This is a genomic window from Burkholderia sp. KL41 (assembly GCF_057005415.2).
In genome coordinates this window covers 557,250-575,409 of record NZ_CM174446.1, presented here as the reverse complement: position 1 = coordinate 575,409, position 18,160 = coordinate 557,250, and the positions used below count along the sequence as shown (strand labels likewise).

The following is an 18,160-nucleotide window of genomic DNA, read 5'->3' as shown; positions in this document are numbered from 1 at the left end:
CGCCACGTTCTCTACCATGAACGAATCCGCTACCCGGCGGGTTCGTTGCTCATCGATACGCCCATGACAGACGCCTATATCTGCGACGCGATTCGCACCCCCATCGGCCGCTACGGCGGCGCCCTGAAAGATGTCCGCGCCGACGACCTCGGTGCGGTACCGCTCAAGGCGCTCGTGGAGCGCAACCGCGACGTCGACTGGACGGCGATCGACGACGTGATCTACGGCTGCGCGAACCAGGGCGGTGAGGACAACCGCAACGTCGCCCGGATGTCGGCGCTGCTCGCGGGGCTGCCGACCGACGTGCCCGGCACGACGCTGAACCGCCTGTGCGGCTCCGGGATGGACGCGGTCGGCACTGCTGCGCGCGCGATCAAGGCCGGGGAGGCGCGCCTGATGATCGCGGGCGGCGTCGAGAGCATGACGCGCGCGCCGTTCGTGATGGGCAAGGCCGCGAGCGCATTCGCGCGCCAGGCCGACATCTACGACACGACGATCGGCTGGCGCTTCGTCAATCCGTTGATGAAACAGCTGTACGGCGTCGATTCGATGCCGGAGACGGCCGAGAACGTCGCGGTCGACTACAACGTCAGCCGTGCCGACCAGGATCTGTTCGCGCTGCGCAGCCAGCAGAAGGCCGCGCGTGCGCAGCAGGACGGCACGCTCGCCGAGGAAATCGTCGCGGTCACGATTCAGCAGAAGAAAGGCGATCCGGTGGTCGTGTCGCGCGACGAGCATCCGCGCGAAACGTCGCTCGAAGCGCTCGCGAAGCTGAAAGGCGTCGTGCGCCCGGACGGTTCGGTAACGGCCGGCAACGCATCGGGCGTCAACGACGGTGCGTGCGCACTGCTGCTCGCCAATGCACAGGCAGCGGACCAGTACGGCCTGCGCCGCCGCGCACGGGTCGTCGGAATGGCGACGGCCGGCGTCGCGCCGCGCGTGATGGGCATCGGGCCCGCACCGGCCACGCAGAAACTGCTGCGCCAGCTCGGCATGACCATCGACCAGTTCGACGTGATCGAGCTGAACGAGGCGTTTGCGTCGCAAGGTCTGGCGGTGCTGCGCATGCTCGGCGTCGCCGACGACGATCCGCGCGTGAACCCGAACGGCGGCGCAATCGCACTGGGCCATCCGCTCGGCGCATCGGGCGCGCGTCTCGTGACTACCGCGCTCCACCAACTCGAGCGTACGGGCGGCCGCTTTGCGCTCTGTACGATGTGCATCGGCGTCGGCCAGGGTATCGCGCTCGCGCTCGAACGCGTGTAACCCACGCACCGCGCGCCTATAACGAAGTCATGAAGGAGACACTGCATGTCCTATCAGGCGATTCAGCTGGATATCGATCGCGCCTCGAACGTGGCCACGATTACCCTCAACCGCCCCGACAAGTTGAACAGCTTTACGCGGGCGATGCATCGCGAACTGCAGTCGGCCCTCGATGATGTCGAAGCGGCCGGTGCGCGCGCGCTGATCCTGACTGGCGCGGGGCGCGGCTTCTGCGCGGGCCAGGACCTGGCCGATCTCGACTTCACGCCGGGCGCGTCCACCGACCTCGGCGCGCTGATCGACGAGCACTTCAATCCGCTGATCCGCCGCCTGCAGCGTCTGCCGATTCCGGTCATCGCCGCCGTCAACGGCACCGCAGCCGGCGCCGGCGCGAACCTCGCGCTCGCGTGCGATCTCGTGTTCGCCGCCCGCTCGAGCAGTTTCATCCAGGCCTTCGTCAAGATCGGGCTCGTACCCGATTCGGGTGGCACATGGTTCCTGCCGCAACGCGTCGGCATGGCACGCGCGCTGGGGCTCGCGCTGACCGGCGACAAACTCGGCGCCGAACAGGCCGAGCAATGGGGCTTGATCTGGCGCGCGGTCGACGACGACACCCTCGTTGCGTCAGTCCGCCAGCTCGCCACCCAGCTTGCGCAGCAGCCGACGCTCGCGATCGCATCGATCAAGCAATCGATGCGCGACAGCGTCACGAACACGCTCGACCAGCAACTCGACCAGGAACGCGACCTGCAGCGCAAGCTCGGTCAGTCGTACGACTATGCGGAAGGCGTGAAGGCGTTCATCGAGAAGCGCGCACCGCGCTTCGAGGGGCGTTGACATGACGGACGCCACTGCCACGCTCGACCCCGACTCGCTCGCCCGTGCCGCCGCGCGAGCCATGTACGACGCCGACGCATGCAGCCGCGCGTTCGGGATGGAAATCGCCGAAGTACGCGCCGGCTACGCGCGCCTGCAAATGCGCGTGCGGCCCGAATTCCTGAACGGACATCAGACCTGCCATGGCGGGATCATCTTCACGCTGGCCGATTCGACGTTCGCGTTCGCATGCAACTCGTACAACGTGAACGCAGTCGCGGCCGGCTGCTCGATCGAATTCCTGCGCCCCGTGCACGGCGACGACGTGCTGACGGCCGAGGCGATCGAGCAGGCACGCGCCGGCCGCCAAGGGATCTACGACATCCGCGTCACGAACCAGGCCGGAGAAACCGTCGCGATGTTTCGCGGCAAATCCGCCCAGATCAAGGGTACGGTCATCCCGGAAGACCGCTGACGTCGACGGCTCGCACATAACAAACACTGGAGACATGCATGACTACCCCGCTACCGCTCGAGCCGATCGAGACCGCCTCACGCGACGAGCTGACCGCGCTGCAGCTCGAACGCCTCAAGTGGTCGCTCCGGCATGCGTATGACCACTCTCCCGTCTATCGTCGCAAGTTCGACGACGCGGGCGTCCATCCGGACGACCTGAAGACGCTCGCCGACCTGTCGCGCTTCCCGTTCACGACGAAGAGCGACCTGCGCGACAGTTACCCGTTCGGGATGTTCGCGGTGCCGCAGGACCAGATCTCGCGCATTCATGCGTCGTCGGGCACGACCGGCAAGCCGACGGTCGTCGGCTATACGGCCGGCGACATCGACACATGGGCGAATCTCGTCGCACGCTCGATCCGCGCCGCCGGTGCGCGCCGCGGCGACAAGGTGCACGTGAGCTACGGCTACGGCCTGTTCACTGGCGGACTCGGTGCGCACTATGGCGCCGAACGCGCAGGGCTGACCGTGATCCCGTTCGGCGGCGGCCAGACCGAAAAGCAGGTGCAGCTGATCCAGGATTTCCGGCCCGACATCATCATGGTGACGCCGAGCTACATGCTGTCGATCGCCGATGAAATCGAGCGCCAGGGTCTCGATCCCGTGCAGAGTTCGCTGCGCATCGGCATCTTCGGCGCGGAACCGTGGACCAACGACATGCGCGTCGCGATCGAGCAGCGGATGGGCATCGACGCGGTCGACATCTACGGGCTTTCCGAAGTGATGGGCCCCGGCGTCGCGTCCGAATGCGTCGAGACCAAGGACGGCCCGACCATCTGGGAAGACCACTTCTATCCGGAAATCATCGACCCTGAAACCGGCGAAGTGCTTCCGGATGGCGAACTCGGCGAGCTCGTGTTCACGTCGCTGACGAAGGAGGCACTGCCGATCGTCCGCTACCGGACCCGCGACCTCACGCGGCTGCTGCCTGGCACTGCCCGCACGATGCGCCGGATGGAGAAGATCACGGGGCGTTCGGACGACATGATGATCGTGCGCGGTGTCAACGTGTTCCCGACGCAAATCGAGGAGCAGTTGCTCAAGCAGCGCGCGCTCGCACCGCACTATCAGATCGTACTGACGAAGGAAGGCCCGCTCGACGTGCTGACGCTCAATGTCGAGCCCTGTCCGGAGACTGCGCCCGATACGGCGGCGATTCATGCGGCCAAACAGGCGCTCGCACACGACATCAAGTCGCTGATCGGCGTGACGGCCGTAATCAACGTGCTGCCCGTGAACGGGATCGAGCGTTCGGTCGGCAAGGCGCGACGCGTCGTCGACAAGCGCAAGGGCTGACGGCAATCACTGCGCGTGCATGACGTGCGGTGAATCTGCGGCTGCAAATGAAACAGCCCGATCGGCCAACGCCGATCGGGCTGTTTCATTCCGGGCCGCCTCTGGGGCACCCGTCGAGGCGAAAGGCGCGTCACGAAAACTGACGCCGCGCGTGGCGCCCTCGCGATCGGCACGACACGCCCCACACACTCCATCGCGCCCACGAATGCACCATCCGATGCATCGGCAGCGGCGGCCCGGACAACCCGGGCCGCCTCAAGTCACGAGTTCGGGAACAGCAGCCACATCCGGCCGACCTGCTTCATCCGCCCGGCCTGATCGCCTGCGTCGTCGCCGAGCCCCCAGAAATAGTCGGCCCGCACGCCGCCCTTGATCGCGGAGCCCGTATCCTGCGCGAACACGAGCCGGTTCATCGGCGTATTCGTCAGCGGGCGCGTGGTCTGCAGGAACACCGGCGTGCCGAGCGGGATCGACGACGGGTCGACCGCGATCGAGCGTTCCGGCGTCAGCGGCACGCCGAGCGCGCCGATCGGGCCGTCCGCGCCGCCGTGCGGCGCATCCTCCTTGGTCGGCATGTCGCGGAAGAACACGAACCGCGGGTTCGTGTCGAGCAACGCGTCGACGCGATTCGGGTTCGCCTTCGCCCACGCCTTGATGCCCTGCATCGTCGCCTGGGCGGGTGTCAGTTCGCCGCGATCGAGCAGCCACTTGCCGATCGAACGGTACGGCTGGTTGTTGGTGCCGCCGAAGCCGACCCGCATCACCGAACCGTCGTCGAGCAACACGCGCCCCGAGCCCTGCACCTGCAGGAAGAACGCCTCGATCGGGTCGTCGACCCACACGAGTTCGTTGCCGTTCAGGATGCCGGCGCGTTCGAGCTGCGCCCGTGCCGGCAGCGCGGCGCCCGCGCGATAGCCGGCCGGCCAGCGGTACAGCGCGTACTGATACGGGCCACGACGCACGCGCGAACCATGCAGCAGCGGCTCGTAATAGCCGGTCACCAGCCCGTCGAGCGTACCGTCGGTGTTCGCGAACTGGAACGGCGTGAAATACGTTTCGAAGAATGCCCGCGCACTGCTGACGTCAAGCTCGTCGAGCCGGTCGGCAGCCGCACACGCACGCTGCCAGGCCGGCTGGCGTGCGAGCCGCACACAGTTCTGCCGCAACGCGGCCGTCGCGCCGATCAGCGAATCATCCTGCCAACCCGGCACCTGCTGCCACGCGACCGGCGTGAGTCGCTTCGCGGCGACCTGCCCCGGCACGATCGCCGCGCCGGCCGGCGGCTTCAGCGACGAAGTCCGCGTCGGCGTGCCGCCGCACGCCGCAAGCAGCGCCGCCGCCGCGACCGCTGCCGCCCACCCGGCCAACCGGGGCCCAAACCACATACAATGTCCGTTCTTGATGGAAACCGCCATGTCAGATTTTCTCGACCAATATCCGATGCTCATCTTTGCGCTCGAAGCCTTCGTAGCGCTTGCCCTGCTGATCTTCATCGTCGTGTGGACGTCGTCGGGCAGAAAGAAGCACGCCCGCGGCAACAACGACCGCCAGCCGCGCTGACGCGCTTCGCACGCTCAATGCAGCGTGCGCGGCATGTGGAGTGCGAACTCGTCGACCGGCGCCTCGAAACGCTCGCCGTCTTCCGCCACGCAGAAGTACGCGCCCCGCATCGTGCCGACCGGCGTCGCGATCACGGCCCAGCTCGTGTATTCGAAGTGCTCGCCCGGCTGCAGCAGCGGCTGGTGCCCGACGACGCCGAGCCCCTTCACTTCCTGCACGTGGTTCTCGCTGTCCGTGATGATCCAGTGACGCGCGATCAGCTGCGCCGCGACTTGTCCCGTGTTGCGGATCGTCAGCGTGTACGCGAATGCGTATTGACGGCGATCGGGGTCGGATTGTTCCGGCAAGTAGCTGGTTTTCACCGAAACGGTGAACTGATACTGACTCATGATGTTTCCGGTGGAAGGTGACTGTCCGTGCCGGCATGGGCAACGGGGCCGCGGGCGCGCCGCATTGGTTCGGCATTCTATGCGCAATCGGGCCTCGGCCGCACGGCCCGCCGCCGCGCACCGGGTCGCCGGACGGTAGAATGACGGTTTTGCGCCGCAACGTCCCCGCTCCCCTGCCATGACCCAATTCCGTATCGCTCCCAGCATCCTGTCGGCCGATTTCGCACGGCTCGGCGAAGAAGTCCGCAACGTCGTCGCTGCCGGCGCCGACTGGATCCACTTCGACGTGATGGACAACCATTATGTGCCGAACCTGACGATCGGCCCGCTCGTGTGTGAAGCGATCCGCCCGCACGTGCAGGTGCCGATCGACGTGCACCTGATGGTGCGCCCGGTCGACCGGATCGTGCCCGATTTTGCGAAGGCCGGTGCCAACCTGATCAGCTTCCACCCGGAAGGCTCCGACCACATCGACCGCACGCTGTCGCTGATCCGTGACCACGGCTGCAAGGCCGGTCTCGTGTTCAATCCGGCGACGCCGCTGAACTACCTCGATCACGTGATGGATCGCCTCGACTTCGTGCTGCTGATGTCGGTCAACCCGGGCTTCGGCGGCCAGTCGTTCATCCCGGAAACGCTGAACAAGCTGCGCGAAGCACGCGCACGCATCGACGCGTACACCGAGCGCACCGGCCGCGAGATCCTGCTCGAAGTCGACGGCGGCGTAAAAGCCGACAACATCGCGGAAATCGCGGCGGCCGGGGCCGACACCTTCGTCGCGGGTTCGGCGATCTTCGGCAAGCCCGACTACCGCAAGGTGATCGACGAGATGCGCGCCGCGCTCGCTACCGTCGAGCGGAGCTGACGCCGTGGCCGATTCGTCGCTCGCCGGCCATGCGCCGGCCGGGGCCGCAACCGAAGCCGCCCCGATCCGCTTCGCCGCGCCGCGCATCGACGCGGCGCTGATCGATCTCGACGGCACGATGGTCGACACGGCCGACGATTTCACGGCCGGCCTGAACGGGATGCTCGCGCAGCTCGGCGCGCCGGCCACGTCGCGTGACGAGGTGATCGGCTACGTCGGCAAGGGCTCCGAACACCTGATCCAGAGCGTGCTGAAACCGCGCTTCCCGGCCGACGAAGCGCACGCGCGCTTCGACGATGCACTGGCGATCTACCAGACCGAATACGCGAAGATCAACGGCCGCCACACGCGCCTTTATCCGGACGTAGCCGCCGGCCTCGACGCGTTGCGTGCGGCCGGCATCCGGCTCGCATGCGTGACGAACAAGCCGCATCGCTTCGCCGTCGAACTGCTCGAGCAATACGGGCTGGCCGATTGCTTCGGCGTCGTGCTCGGCGGCGACAGCGTCGCGCGCAAGAAGCCCGATCCGCTGCCGATGCTGACGGCCTGCAGCGCGCTCGGCGTCGCTCCGGATGCGGCAGTCGCGATCGGCGACTCGGAAAACGATGCGCTGGCCGGCCGCGCGGCCGGGATGGCGACGCTGACTGTGCCGTACGGCTACAACCACGGCAAAGCTATACAAACGATAAATTCGGATGGTATAGTCGATTCGTTGCTGGTCGCAGCTCGCGCAATTACCGCGCACAACACCGGCCGGCCAACCATCTGATTATTTCTTCCATCTGCATGTTTCTGAATAAAAAACGGAGTCTGAGCAGCATCGACCGGGGAGCCTGGCCCTGGCGTCGCTGGTCGCGCTAACCTCTTCGATGAGGTACGCTGAAGCACGTCTTCAGCGCCGTTTTTTATCTCGCTGCGCATCCGCGCGCCGACCGTCGCACCACCTCGAGTTCCACCGCGTCCGAACGCTTGCGTTCAGGATCGGCCGCAGGCTCGCGACGTTCACGCCCGGAGTGCCGGCCGGCAACAGGCACTTCTCGATCGACCGCCCTTTCGCCGACGGCAACCCGCGCAGCGTCAAGTGATCCCTGGCGCACGCGCCGCTCGTCCCGAACAGGACCGGAACATGACCGAACTCGAATTCCAATCGCTCGCGAACGAAGGCTACAACCGCATCCCGCTGATCGCGGAAGCCCTCGCCGATCTCGAAACGCCGCTGTCCCTCTACCTGAAGCTGGCCCAGCCCGAACGCGCGGGCGCCAACTCGTTCCTGCTGGAATCGGTGGTCGGCGGCGAACGCTTCGGCCGCTACTCGTTCATCGGCCTGCCGGCCCGCACGCTCGTCCGCACCCGTAACGGCGTGTCGGAAGTCGTGCGCGACGGCCAGGTCGTCGAGACGCATGACGGTGACCCGTTCCAGTTCATCGAATCATTCCAGGCGCGCTTCAAGGTGGCGCAGCGCCCGGGCCTGCCGCGCTTCTGCGGCGGTCTCGCCGGTTATTTCGGCTACGACGCGGTGCGCTACATCGAGAAGAAGCTCGCGAACACCGCGCCGCGCGACGATCTCGGCCTGCCCGACATCCAGTTGCTGCTGACCGAGGAAGTCGCGGTCATCGACAACCTCGCCGGCAAGCTGTACCTGATCATCTACGCGGACCCGAGCCAGGCCGAAGCCTACACGAAGGCGAAACAGCGCCTGCGCGAACTGAAACAGCGCCTGCGCACGACCGTGCAGCCGCCCGTCACGTCGGCGAGCGTGCGCACCGAAACCTTCCGCGAGTTCAAGAAAGACGACTATCTGGCCGCCGTGCGCCAGGCGAAGGAATACATCGCGGCCGGCGAGCTGATGCAGATCCAGGTCGGCCAGCGTCTGACGAAGCCGTACCGCGATAATCCGCTGTCGCTGTACCGCGCGCTGCGTTCGCTGAACCCGTCGCCGTACATGTACTACTACAACTTCGGCGATTTCCACGTGGTCGGCGCGTCGCCGGAAATCCTCGTGCGCCAAGAGAAGCGCGGCGAAGACCAGATCGTCACGATCCGTCCGCTCGCCGGCACGCGCCCGCGCGGCAACACGCCCGAGCGCGATGCCGAACTCGCGACCGAACTGCTCAACGATCCGAAGGAGATCGCCGAGCACGTGATGCTGATCGACCTCGCGCGCAACGACGTCGGCCGCATCGCGGAGATCGGCTCGGTGCAGGTGACCGACAAGATGGTCATCGAGAAATACTCGCACGTGCAGCACATCGTCAGCTCGGTCGAAGGCAAGCTGAAACCCGGGATGACGAACTACGACGTGCTGCGCGCGACGTTCCCGGCCGGCACGTTGTCCGGCGCGCCGAAGGTGCGCGCGATGGAACTGATCGACGAGCTCGAGCCGGTCAAGCGCGGGTTGTACGGCGGTGCCGTCGGCTACCTGTCGTTCTCGGGCGAGATGGATCTCGCGATCGCGATCCGCACGGGCCTGATCCACAACGGCAACCTGTATGTGCAAGCGGCGGCCGGCGTCGTCGCGGATTCGGTGCCCGAATCCGAATGGCAAGAGACCGAGAACAAGGCGCGCGCGGTGCTGCGTGCGGCCGAACAGGTCCAGGACGGCCTCGATAGCGACTTCTGACCGGAGACTGACCATGCTGCTCATGATCGACAACTACGACTCGTTTACCTACAACCTGGTCCAGTACTTCGGCGAACTCGGCGAGGACGTACGCACCTACCGCAACGACGAAATCACGCTCGACGAGATCGCGCGCCTGAATCCCGACGCGATCTGCCTGTCGCCCGGCCCGAGCAACCCGCAACACGCGGGCATCACGCTCGACGTGCTGCGTGAATTTTCGGGCAAGAAGCCGATCCTCGGCGTCTGCCTCGGCCATCAGGCGATCGGCGAGGCATTCGGCGGCCGCGTCGTGCGCGCGAAGACCATCATGCACGGCAAGGTAAGCAAGATCGAAACCGACTGCCGCGGCGTGTTCGCCGACCTGCCGAAGCATTTCGACGTCACCCGCTACCACTCGCTCGCGATCGAGCGCGAATCGCTGCCCGACTGCCTCGAGGTGTCCGCGTGGACCGACGACGGCGAAATCATGGGCGTACGCCACAAGACGCTGCCGATCGAAGGCGTACAGTTCCACCCGGAATCGATCCTGTCCGAGCATGGCCATGCACTGCTCGAGAATTTCCTGAAACAGGCACGCGCCGCAGCCGCGCAAGCCGCCTGACGGGAGCCTCACGATGACGATTACCCCACAGGAAGCGCTGCAGCGCACGATCGAACACCGCGAGATCTTCCACGACGAGATGCTGCACCTGATGCGGCTCATCATGCGCGGCGACATGTCGCCCGTGATGGCGGCCGCGATCATCACCGGGCTGCGCGTGAAGAAGGAGACGATCGGCGAGATCGCCGCCGCCGCGACCGTGATGCGCGAATTCGCGAACCACGTCGAGGTGCAGGACAACTCGAACTTCGTCGACATCGTCGGCACCGGCGGCGACGGCTCGCATACGTTCAACATCTCGACCGCGTCGATGTTCGTCACGGCCGCGGCCGGCGCGAAGGTCGCGAAGCACGGCAACCGCGGCGTGTCGAGCAAGTCCGGCAGCGCCGACGTGCTCGAGGCGCTCGGCGTGAACATCGACCTGCAGTCGGAGCAGGTCGCCGCGTCGATCGCCGAAACCGGCATGGGCTTCATGTTCGCGCCGAACCATCACCCGGCGATGAAGAACATCGCAGCCGTGCGCCGCGAGCTCGGCGTGCGCACGATCTTCAACATCCTCGGCCCGCTGACCAATCCGGCCGGCGCGCCGAACCAGCTGATGGGCGTATTCCACCCCGACCTCGTCGGCATCCAGGTGCGCGTGATGCAGCGTCTCGGCGCGCAGCACGTGCTCGTCGTGTACGGCAAGGACGGGATGGACGAGGTTTCGCTCGGCGCCGCGACGCTCGTCGGCGAATTGCGCGACGGCAAGGTGCACGAATACGAGATCCATCCGGAAGATTTCGGCCTGCAGATGGTGTCGAACCGCACGCTGAAAGTGGAAAATGCGGACGAATCGCGCACGATGCTGCTCGGCGCGCTGGACAACCAGCCGGGCGTCGCGCGCGAGATCGTTACGCTGAACGCGGGCACCGCACTCTATGCGGCGAACGTCGCCGAATCGATCGCGGACGGCATCCAGCTCGCCCGCGAAGCGATCGCGAGCGGCAAGGCCCGCGCGAAAGTCGACGAACTCGTGCGCTTCACGCAGCAGTTCAAGCGCTGACTCCCCTTACGAATCAAGCAGGAACCCACATGAGCGACATTCTCGACCGAATCATCGCCGTCAAGCGCGAAGAAGTCGCGGCGGCCATGCGCAGCGCGCCGCTCGAGGCACTGAAACTGGAAGCCTCTGCGCGCGACCTGCGCGACTTCGTCGGCGCACTGCGCGCGAAACACGCAGCCGGCCACGCGGCCGTGATTTCCGAAATCAAGAAGGCCAGCCCGTCGAAGGGCGTGCTGCGCGAGCATTTCGTGCCGGCCGACATCGCCCGTTCGTATGCGGAGCACGGCGCCGCGTGCCTGTCGGTGCTGACCGACGAGCAGTTCTTCCAGGGCAGCGTCCGCTATCTCGAGGAAGCACGCGCGGCCTGCACGCTGCCGGTGCTGCGCAAGGACTTCATCGTCGACACGTACCAGATCGTGGAAGCGCGCGCGATGGGCGCGGACGCGATCCTGCTGATCGCCGCCGCGCTCGACACGCCGCTGATGCAGGATCTCGAAGCGTATGCTCACTCGCTCGGCCTCGCGGTGCTGGTCGAAGTGCACGACCGCAACGAGATGGAACAGGCGCTGACGCTCAAGACGCCGCTGCTCGGCATCAACAACCGCAACCTGCGCACGTTCGAGACGTCGATCCAGACCACGCTCGACATGCTCGACATGATTCCGGCGGACCGCATCGTCGTGACCGAGTCGGGGATCCTGTCGCGCACCGATGTCGACACGATGCGCGCGGCGAACGTGAACACGTTCCTCGTCGGAGAAGCGTTCATGCGTGCCGACCAGCCGGGCGAGGAACTCGCACGGATGTTCTTCTGATGGCGATCGAAAAGGAAATCAAGCTCGCGCTGCCGGCCGGCCAGGCCGAGGCCGCGCGACGCTTCTTCGAGACGCTGACCGGCGAACCCGGCCACGACATCACGCTCGCGAACGTCTACTACGACACGCCCGATCTCGCGCTGGCCCGCTCGAAGAGCGCGGTGCGCGTGCGCCGCGCGCCGCAGGGCTGGCTGCAGACGTTCAAGACGGTCGGCAGCGCGGAAGGCGGCCTGCACCGCCGCCACGAATGGGAGCTGCCGGTCGCCGGCGACGCGCTCGAGATCGATGCGCTCGTCGCGGCCTGCGACGTGCCGGAGGCCGCCGCCGCGCTGAATGACGCGGCCGGCGCGCTGCGTGCGCTGTTCCGCACGGATTTTTCGCGTACGCTGTGGCGCATCGCAATCGGCGGCGCAACCGTCGAAGCCGCGGTGGACATCGGCGAGATCGTCGTCCAGGCGGAACACGAAACGCGCCGCGAACCGATCAGCGAAATCGAACTCGAACTGATCGACGGCCCGGAAGCGGCGCTCGCAACGCTCGCCGCCGAACTGCAGCAGGCGCTGCCGGGCCTCGCTCCCGAAAACATCAGCAAGGCGCAGCGCGGCTACCGGCTGCGCGCGCAATAACACGCATCACGCATGGCAACCCGCAAGACTTCCCGCGCGCCGCAACAGGCGTCGCTGTTCGACGATCCCGTGCCGGAAACGGCACCGGCCGATCTTCCGTCCCCGCCTTCCGAACCGCCCGCGGCCGGGCGCAAGCCTGCCAAGAAAGCCGCTGCATCGGCTGCGGCACCGGCGGCCCCGCAGCCTGCCGCCGCCAACGTTCCGCACCTCGCCGCGCAATTCGACGCGCTGCCTGCCGTCTGGCGCGACGTGCTGAAACCCTTTACCGACAGCGACGCGTATGCGCCGCTGTGCCGCTTCGTCGACGACGAGCGTGCGGCCGGCAAGACGGTCTACCCGACCGACGTGTTCCGTGCGCTGCGCCTGACGAGCCCGGACGACGTGAAAGTCGTGATCCTCGGCCAGGATCCGTATCACGGCGACGATCGCGGCACGCCGCAGGCGCACGGGCTCGCGTTCTCGGTGCCGCCCGCCGTGCGCACGCCGCCGTCGCTGCGCAACATCTTCAAGGAAATCGCCGCGAACTTCGGTCATGACACGCCGCGCCACGGCTGCCTCGACACCTGGGCGCGCCAGGGCGTGCTGCTGCTCAACACGGTGCTGACGGTCGAGCGCGGCGCGGCCGCGAGCCATGCGAAGCGCGGCTGGGAGCAGTGCACGGACACGCTGATCCGCGAACTCGCCGGCCGTCATCGCGGGCTCGTGTTCATGCTGTGGGGCGCACACGCGCAGGCGAAGCGCGCACTGTTCGACGCAAGCGCGCATTGCGTGCTCGAGGCGCCGCATCCGTCGCCGCTGTCCGCGCACCGCGGTTTCCTCGGTTGCCGCCATTTCGCGCTCGCGAACGATTATCTGGTCGATGCCGGCCGCGAGCCGATCGACTGGCGCCTGCCGGAAGTCGCCGAAACGCTCGCGTAACGCGCTGCCGGTTCCTTCGAGCCGGCAAGCATGCAAAAACGCCGCGTCCCTTTCGGGAACGCGGCGTTTTTTATTGGCGATGCAGCAGGTGCGTCGCACCCGCGTCGGCCTTCCTTACGCGGCGGCGATCGCTTCGCGTGCGCTGGCGAGCGCGGCGCTCTGCGCGTCCGGCCCGAGGTTCAGGCCTTCAGCGTGAATGAAGTTCACGTCGGTCAGGCCGATGAAGCCGAGGAACGAGCGCAGGTACGGCGTCTGGCTGTCGTTCGGCGTACCCAGGTACTTGCCGCCGCGGGCCGTCACCACGTGAACCTTCTTGCCCTTGATCAGGCCTTCCGGACCGTTCTCGGTGTAGCGGAACGTGACGCCTGCACGGGCGATCCAGTCGAAATACGCCTTCAGTTGCGACGACACGCCGAAGTTGTACATCGGTGCGCCGATCACGATGATGTCGGCCGCTTGCAGTTCGGCGATCAGTGCATCGCTCTTCGCGACGATCGCATTCTGTTCCGCGGTGCGCTTGTCGGCCGGCGTGAAGAACGCGCCGAGCACCGATTCGTCGAGGTGCGGCAGCGCATCGGCCAGCAGGTCGCGAACCACGACATTCGCGCCGGGGTTCGATTGTTGCAGCTTTGCCGTCAGTTCGTTGGCCAGCAGCGTGGATTGCGCACCTTGCGAACGCGCCGCGGAATTGATTTGCAGAATGGTCGTCATGTCAGGCTCCAGTAGGGTTGCGCTTCGGTAGCGCGAGTGACGCCATTGTGCGTGGCCGCATGACCGCGAAAAAGCGGGTTCAGGGCGACGGATTGTTGCAACAACAGAACAATCCTCGATCGCGCCCCGATACCCGCCTTCGTAGGATCAGCCCTTCAGCCAGGCTTCCCGGGCCTTCGATACCGCCGCCGGCTTCGCGGCCGCCGTCAGCCGGTAGCGCGTGACTTCGGGGCCGTCGAGCTTCAGTTTCGCGGTGCGCAGCTCGTCGCGACGGAATGCGTGAACCTCGACCTTGTCGCCCGGCCGGTAGCGCGCGAGCAGCGCGTCGAGGTTGGTGCCCGTGACGCGCAGCCCGTCGACCGCGATCAGCGTGTCGCCGGCCGACAGCCCCGCGCGATGCGCGGCGCCGCCTTCGTAGACCGCCGCGAACGTGCAGTCCGCACCGCCGCGCAGGCGTGCGCCGATCGTCGGTTTCGCGGCCGCGCCGTTCGCGACATCCGGCGTGAGCGTCACGCCGAACGGTGCGAGCAGCTCGGCGAGCGGCAGGTCGCGCGTGCCGTGCACGGCATCGGTGAACAGGCGGCCGAGCGCGACGCCCGTCGCTTCCTCGATCAGCGTCTCGACTTCGTTCTCCTCGACACCCACCTGCTTGCCGCGGTAGAAATCGCGGCCGTAGCGCTGCCACAGCAGGCGCATCACATCGTCGAGCGACTTCCGGTTGCGCGTCTGCGCGCGGATCGCGAGATCGAACGCGAGCGCGACCAGCGAACCCTTCGTGTAGTAGCTGACGATCGCGTTGGTCGCGTTCTCGTCCTGGCGGTAGTACTTGATCCAAGCGTCGAACGAGCTTTCCGCGACGCTTTGCTTGAGCCGGCCCGTGCCGCGCAGCACGCCGCCGACCGTGCGGCCGAGCGCCGCGAAATATTCGTCCTGCGACATCAGCCCGCTGCGCACCAGCATCAGATCGTCGTAATACGACGTGAAGCCTTCGAACAGCCACAGCAGCGACGTGTAATTCTCGCGCGTCAGGTCGTACGGCACGAAGGCCGCCGGCTTGATGCGCTTCACGTTCCAGGTATGGAAGTACTCGTGACTGCAGAGACCGAGGTACGTGCGATAGCCTTCCGTCGTTTCGGGCCGCCCCTTCACCGGCAGGTCGGTGCGGTTGCAGATCAGCGCAGTCGACGCGCGATGCTCGAGGCCGCCGTAACCGTCGCTGACCGCAAGCGTCATGAACACGTAGCGGTCCATCGGCGCCGTCTTCGATTTCGGCTCGAACAGCGCGATCTGTGCTTCGCATACGCGCTTCAGGTCGGTGCGCAGGCGCTCCATGTCGAGCTGCGTCACACGCCCCGCGATCACGATGTCGTGCGGCACGCCGTGCGCGTCGAACGTCGCCAGCGCGAATTCGCCGATCGTCACCGGATGGTCGGAAAGCTCGTCGTAGTTCGACGCGCGGTACGCGCCGAACCCGTAGCGCTTCGTGCCGCGCGCCTCGGGCAACGCGGTGCCGACGCGCCACGCGCGGAACGCCGCGCCGGCCGGCTTCCCGATGTCGACTTCACACGGCGCGTCCTCGCGGCCGGCAACGCTCAGGAACACGGCCGTCGCGTTGAAGAAGCCGCCCGATTCGTCGAGATACGCGGAGCGCACCGACAGGTCCCACGCGTACACGTCGTAACGCAGCGTCAGCGTGCCGTTCACGGGTGCGGCCTGCCACGTATGCTTGTCGGTCTTTGCGATCCGCACCTTGCGGCCCGCGTCGTTGAATGCGCCGAGCGTCACGATGTTGCGCGCGAACTCGCGCACGAGGTAGCTGCCCGGAATCCACACCGGCAGTGAAAAGCGCTGGCCTTCGGGGTCGGGATCGGTGACCGTCACCGACACTTCGAACAGGTGCGCGGCAAGATCTTTCGGGACAATCGAATAGCGGATCGGCTGGGTCATCGTGGCAATCGGACGGTCGAATACGGCGGCGGAAACGAAGATAGGCGCCGGCAGGTCACGCGGGCGCCCCTCGCTGGCCGGGCCATGCGGCCCGGCGGATGGTCGGTTACTTGCTCGACGCGAGCGCCTGGTTGAGCTGGTCGGCCGATACGGCGCCCGGCAGGCGGCGGCCGTCCGGCAGGAAGATCGTCGGTGTACCCGTGACGTTCATCCCGCGGCCGAGCGCGAGGTTCTTCTCGAGTGCGGCGGTATCGCAGGTACCGGCGCCGGTCGGTGCGCGATGGTCGAGCATCCAGCTCTCCCACGTTTTCGCGCGGTCGGTCGCACACCAGATCGCCTTCGACTTCGCGGTCGAATCCGGCGACAGCACCGGGTACAGGAACGTGTAGACGGTCACGTTGTCGACCGACTGCAGCGTCGTCTCGAGCTTCTTGCAGTACGGGCAGTTCGGATCGGAGAACACCGCGATCTTGCGGGCGCCGTTGCCCTTGACGACCTTGATTGCATTCGCGAACGGCAGGCTCGCGAAGTCGATCTTGTTGATTTCGGACAGGCGGGCGTCGGTCAGGTTCTTGTGCGTCTTGGTGTCGACGAGATCGCCGAGCAGCACGTAGTCGCCCGCCGCATCGCTATAGATGATCTGCGAGCCGAGGTTCACTTCGTACAGGCCCGCGACCGGCGATTTCGACACGCTCTTGATCGGCGCATCGTTGCCGAGGCGGGCCTGCAGCGTGGCTTTCAGCTTGTCGGTGGTCTGGTCGGCCTGCGCGGTGCAGCCAAGCGTCGCCATCGTGACGGCCAGCGCCAGCGACGCGATGCGGATCGTTTTTTTCATCGAAATCTTCCTTCAGCTCAATCGGTGTTCACGGCACAGTGTACGCCGTAACGGAACCGTGTCCGACCGGCGAAGCGGCCGAAGGTTCGATCAGCCGAGCGCGGCCGACACGAGCCAGCGCTTCACAAGCGGCTGCGCACCGACGAAGGCCATGCCCGCATTGCGCACGGCCTTCGCGAGCGAGCCCGGCACCGCGAACAGCCGCTGCAGGCCGTCGGTTGCGACCATCAGCGCGCGGATGTCCTCGCGGCGCGAACGCTCGTAGCGGCGCAGCAGCACCGTATCGCCGAGGTTGCGGAAGCTTTCCTTGCCGGCGATCGCATCGGCAAGCGCCGCCACATCGCGCAGGCCGAGGTTCATCCCCTGTCCCGCGAGCGGGTGGATCAGGTGCGCGGCATCGCCGACCAGCGCGACGCGCGGCGCGATCAGCTTGTCGACCGTCTGCAGCGCCAGCGGGAAGCCGGCGGCCGGCGTCACGCAGTCGAGCGTGCCGACCTGACCATGAGACACGCGCTCGACCTCGGCCGCGAGCTGCGCCGGATCGAGTGCGAGCAATTCATCCGCATGCGCGGTGTGCGCGGACCAGACGAGCGACACATGGCCGTCCGGCAGCGGCAGCAGCGCAACGATCTCGCCTTCGTGGAACCACTGGTAGGCCGTCTCGCGATGCGGCAGCGACGCCTTGAAGTTCGCGACGACTCCGGTTTGCCGGTAGTCGCGCCGTTCGACTTTGGCCCCCATTTGCGAGCGCACCCACGAATGCGCGCCGTCCGCGCCGACGACGAGATCCGCTTCCAGCACCTGCCCCGACGACAGCGTGAGCACGGCTGCGTCGTCGTGTACGTCGAAGCCCTGCGCGCGCGCCTCGAACCACGTGAGGTTCGGCTGGAACCGCAGCGCGGCGTCGAGCGACGCCTCGACCAGCGACGATTCGGCGATCCACGCGAGCTGCGGCACGGATGCCTGGTACGCGGAGAAATGCAGTTCCGCGTGCGCATCGCCGTACACGCGCATGTCGTAGACCGGGGCGAGGCGGCCATGGTCGAGCGCCTGCCAGACCCGCAGCCGCTCGAGCAACGCCTGCGAACTGGAAGACAGCGCGTAGACGCGCGTGTCGAATACGAGATCGGCGGGGCGCGGCGCGGCCGGCTGGGCGAGCAAGGCAGTCTTGTAGCCGGACTGGGTCAGCGCGAGCGCGGCAGTCTTGCCGACGAGCCCGCCGCCGACCACGGCGACGTCGAAGGAGTGGTGGGCAGTCATGGCGGGCATTATAGCCGCGGGGCCAAACCCTTACGCGGCCGGACTTTGCGGGAAATCAGCAGAATCGCAGG

19 protein-coding genes are annotated in these 18,160 nt (G+C 66.7%); 13 read left to right on the top strand and 6 right to left on the bottom strand.

Translation table 11 applies throughout. The annotated features are described in order from the left end of the window. The first annotated feature begins 63 nt into the window (after positions 1 to 63). Genes pcaF through paaK form a run of 4 tightly spaced genes read left to right on the top strand, consistent with a single transcriptional unit; the run spans position 64 to position 3,894 of the window. A complete protein-coding gene (gene pcaF, locus PQB87_RS02810) occupies positions 64 to 1,266 on the top strand; it encodes a 3-oxoadipyl-CoA thiolase (protein WP_489242537.1) in 1,203 nt (400 codons plus the stop codon). Between the two features lie 45 nt (positions 1,267 to 1,311). Further along, positions 1,312 to 2,103 carry a 2-(1,2-epoxy-1,2-dihydrophenyl)acetyl-CoA isomerase PaaG gene (gene paaG / locus PQB87_RS02805; RefSeq protein ID WP_060060615.1) on the top strand — a complete coding sequence of 264 codons (792 nt, stop codon included), beginning with the start codon at positions 1,312 to 1,314 and terminating at the stop codon, positions 2,101 to 2,103. 1 nt (position 2,104) lies between these two features. Continuing rightward, entirely contained in the window at positions 2,105 to 2,557 is a 453-nt protein-coding gene (paaI, locus tag PQB87_RS02800) for a hydroxyphenylacetyl-CoA thioesterase PaaI (RefSeq protein ID WP_048026362.1), read from the top strand. A gap of 38 nt (positions 2,558 to 2,595) precedes the next feature. Next, positions 2,596 to 3,894: a phenylacetate--CoA ligase PaaK gene (gene paaK / locus PQB87_RS02795; RefSeq protein WP_059498650.1), complete on the top strand. Its 1,299-nt coding sequence runs from the start codon at positions 2,596 to 2,598 to the stop codon at positions 3,892 to 3,894. A gap of 260 nt (positions 3,895 to 4,154) precedes the next feature. Here paaK and mltA read toward each other — a convergent pair whose 3' ends face one another. Further along, positions 4,155 to 5,279, bottom strand: a complete 1,125-nt coding sequence (gene mltA, locus PQB87_RS02790) for an MltA domain-containing protein (RefSeq protein WP_063806836.1) — start codon at positions 5,277 to 5,279, stop codon at positions 4,155 to 4,157. A gap of 28 nt (positions 5,280 to 5,307) precedes the next feature. On the opposite strand from mltA, the gene PQB87_RS02785 reads away from it, so the two are divergent. Beyond that, positions 5,308 to 5,454 (top strand): hypothetical protein, encoded by a 147-nt coding sequence (locus PQB87_RS02785; RefSeq protein ID WP_027788468.1) that lies wholly within the window; start codon positions 5,308 to 5,310, stop codon positions 5,452 to 5,454. Positions 5,455 to 5,468: 14 nt separating this feature from the next. Here the strand turns inward: PQB87_RS02785 and apaG are convergent, their stop codons facing one another. Then, positions 5,469 to 5,843, bottom strand: coding sequence for a Co2+/Mg2+ efflux facilitator ApaG/CorD (gene apaG, locus PQB87_RS02780; RefSeq protein WP_011350820.1), 375 nt, complete (start codon positions 5,841 to 5,843; stop codon positions 5,469 to 5,471). A 178-nt stretch (positions 5,844 to 6,021) separates the two neighbouring features. Here apaG and rpe point away from each other — a divergent pair, with 178 nt between their 5' ends. The 8 genes from rpe (at position 6,022) to PQB87_RS02740 (ending at position 13,336) form a co-directional block, all read left to right on the top strand. Beyond that, entirely contained in the window at positions 6,022 to 6,708 is a 687-nt protein-coding gene (gene rpe, locus PQB87_RS02775) for a ribulose-phosphate 3-epimerase (RefSeq protein ID WP_006482066.1), read from the top strand. Positions 6,709 to 6,712: 4 nt separating this feature from the next. After that, positions 6,713 to 7,477 carry a phosphoglycolate phosphatase gene (locus PQB87_RS02770; protein ID WP_060060611.1) on the top strand — a complete coding sequence of 255 codons (765 nt, stop codon included), beginning with the start codon at positions 6,713 to 6,715 and terminating at the stop codon, positions 7,475 to 7,477. 357 nt (positions 7,478 to 7,834) lie between these two features. Next, positions 7,835 to 9,328: an anthranilate synthase component I gene (gene trpE, locus PQB87_RS02765; protein WP_042973047.1), complete on the top strand. Its 1,494-nt coding sequence runs from the start codon at positions 7,835 to 7,837 to the stop codon at positions 9,326 to 9,328. Between the two features lie 13 nt (positions 9,329 to 9,341). Then, complete coding sequence (locus PQB87_RS02760) at positions 9,342 to 9,932, top strand: aminodeoxychorismate/anthranilate synthase component II (protein WP_027788471.1); 591 nt, start codon at positions 9,342 to 9,344, stop codon at positions 9,930 to 9,932. 13 nt (positions 9,933 to 9,945) lie between these two features. Continuing rightward, positions 9,946 to 10,977: an anthranilate phosphoribosyltransferase gene (trpD, locus tag PQB87_RS02755; protein ID WP_027788472.1), complete on the top strand. Its 1,032-nt coding sequence runs from the start codon at positions 9,946 to 9,948 to the stop codon at positions 10,975 to 10,977. Between the two features lie 29 nt (positions 10,978 to 11,006). Continuing rightward, positions 11,007 to 11,792 carry an indole-3-glycerol phosphate synthase TrpC gene (gene trpC, locus PQB87_RS02750; RefSeq protein ID WP_174415795.1) on the top strand — a complete coding sequence of 262 codons (786 nt, stop codon included), beginning with the start codon at positions 11,007 to 11,009 and terminating at the stop codon, positions 11,790 to 11,792. Continuing rightward, a complete protein-coding gene (locus PQB87_RS02745; protein ID WP_048026371.1) occupies positions 11,792 to 12,418 on the top strand; it encodes a CYTH domain-containing protein in 627 nt (208 codons plus the stop codon). The genes trpC and PQB87_RS02745 overlap by 1 nt, the downstream gene beginning before the upstream one ends. Positions 12,419 to 12,430: 12 nt before the next feature. Continuing rightward, a complete protein-coding gene (locus PQB87_RS02740) occupies positions 12,431 to 13,336 on the top strand; it encodes a uracil-DNA glycosylase (protein ID WP_059688471.1) in 906 nt (301 codons plus the stop codon). A gap of 114 nt (positions 13,337 to 13,450) precedes the next feature. Here the strand turns inward: PQB87_RS02740 and PQB87_RS02735 are convergent, their stop codons facing one another. From PQB87_RS02735 to PQB87_RS02720, 4 genes are all read right to left on the bottom strand, one after another. Next, positions 13,451 to 14,047 (bottom strand): FMN-dependent NADH-azoreductase, encoded by a 597-nt coding sequence (locus PQB87_RS02735; protein ID WP_048026373.1) that lies wholly within the window; start codon positions 14,045 to 14,047, stop codon positions 13,451 to 13,453. Positions 14,048 to 14,194: 147 nt separating this feature from the next. After that, positions 14,195 to 15,994 carry a M61 family metallopeptidase gene (locus PQB87_RS02730; RefSeq protein WP_489242536.1) on the bottom strand — a complete coding sequence of 600 codons (1,800 nt, stop codon included), beginning with the start codon at positions 15,992 to 15,994 and terminating at the stop codon, positions 14,195 to 14,197. Between the two features lie 106 nt (positions 15,995 to 16,100). After that, entirely contained in the window at positions 16,101 to 16,829 is a 729-nt protein-coding gene (locus PQB87_RS02725; protein ID WP_489242535.1) for a DsbC family protein, read from the bottom strand. 90 nt (positions 16,830 to 16,919) lie between these two features. Then, complete coding sequence (locus tag PQB87_RS02720; protein WP_027788478.1) at positions 16,920 to 18,098, bottom strand: UbiH/UbiF family hydroxylase; 1,179 nt, start codon at positions 18,096 to 18,098, stop codon at positions 16,920 to 16,922. Between the last annotated feature and the right edge of the window lie 62 nt (positions 18,099 to 18,160).

Excerpts from the sequence above, each read along its gene's own strand:
- PQB87_RS02740 (WP_059688471.1), top strand. The coding sequence starts at position 12,431 with ATGGCAACCCGCAAGACTTCCCGCGCGCCGCAACAGGCGTCGCTGTTC.
- trpC (WP_174415795.1), top strand. The coding sequence starts at position 11,007 with ATGAGCGACATTCTCGACCGAATCATCGCCGTCAAGCGCGAAGAAGTC.
- mltA (WP_063806836.1), bottom strand. The coding sequence starts at position 5,279 with ATGTGGTTTGGGCCCCGGTTGGCCGGGTGGGCGGCAGCGGTCGCGGCG.
- PQB87_RS02760 (WP_027788471.1), top strand. The coding sequence starts at position 9,342 with ATGCTGCTCATGATCGACAACTACGACTCGTTTACCTACAACCTGGTC.
- paaI (WP_048026362.1), top strand. The coding sequence starts at position 2,105 with ATGACGGACGCCACTGCCACGCTCGACCCCGACTCGCTCGCCCGTGCC.
- paaK (WP_059498650.1), top strand. The coding sequence starts at position 2,596 with ATGACTACCCCGCTACCGCTCGAGCCGATCGAGACCGCCTCACGCGAC.
- PQB87_RS02720 (WP_027788478.1), bottom strand. The coding sequence starts at position 18,098 with ATGCCCGCCATGACTGCCCACCACTCCTTCGACGTCGCCGTGGTCGGC.
- PQB87_RS02745 (WP_048026371.1), top strand. The coding sequence starts at position 11,792 with ATGGCGATCGAAAAGGAAATCAAGCTCGCGCTGCCGGCCGGCCAGGCC.
- trpD (WP_027788472.1), top strand. The coding sequence starts at position 9,946 with ATGACGATTACCCCACAGGAAGCGCTGCAGCGCACGATCGAACACCGC.
- pcaF (WP_489242537.1), top strand. The coding sequence starts at position 64 with ATGACAGACGCCTATATCTGCGACGCGATTCGCACCCCCATCGGCCGC.
- trpE (WP_042973047.1), top strand. The coding sequence starts at position 7,835 with ATGACCGAACTCGAATTCCAATCGCTCGCGAACGAAGGCTACAACCGC.
- PQB87_RS02725 (WP_489242535.1), bottom strand. The coding sequence starts at position 16,829 with ATGAAAAAAACGATCCGCATCGCGTCGCTGGCGCTGGCCGTCACGATG.
- PQB87_RS02730 (WP_489242536.1), bottom strand. The coding sequence starts at position 15,994 with ATGACCCAGCCGATCCGCTATTCGATTGTCCCGAAAGATCTTGCCGCG.
- PQB87_RS02785 (WP_027788468.1), top strand. The coding sequence starts at position 5,308 with ATGTCAGATTTTCTCGACCAATATCCGATGCTCATCTTTGCGCTCGAA.
- rpe (WP_006482066.1), top strand. The coding sequence starts at position 6,022 with ATGACCCAATTCCGTATCGCTCCCAGCATCCTGTCGGCCGATTTCGCA.
- paaG (WP_060060615.1), top strand. The coding sequence starts at position 1,312 with ATGTCCTATCAGGCGATTCAGCTGGATATCGATCGCGCCTCGAACGTG.
- PQB87_RS02735 (WP_048026373.1), bottom strand. The coding sequence starts at position 14,047 with ATGACGACCATTCTGCAAATCAATTCCGCGGCGCGTTCGCAAGGTGCG.
- apaG (WP_011350820.1), bottom strand. The coding sequence starts at position 5,843 with ATGAGTCAGTATCAGTTCACCGTTTCGGTGAAAACCAGCTACTTGCCG.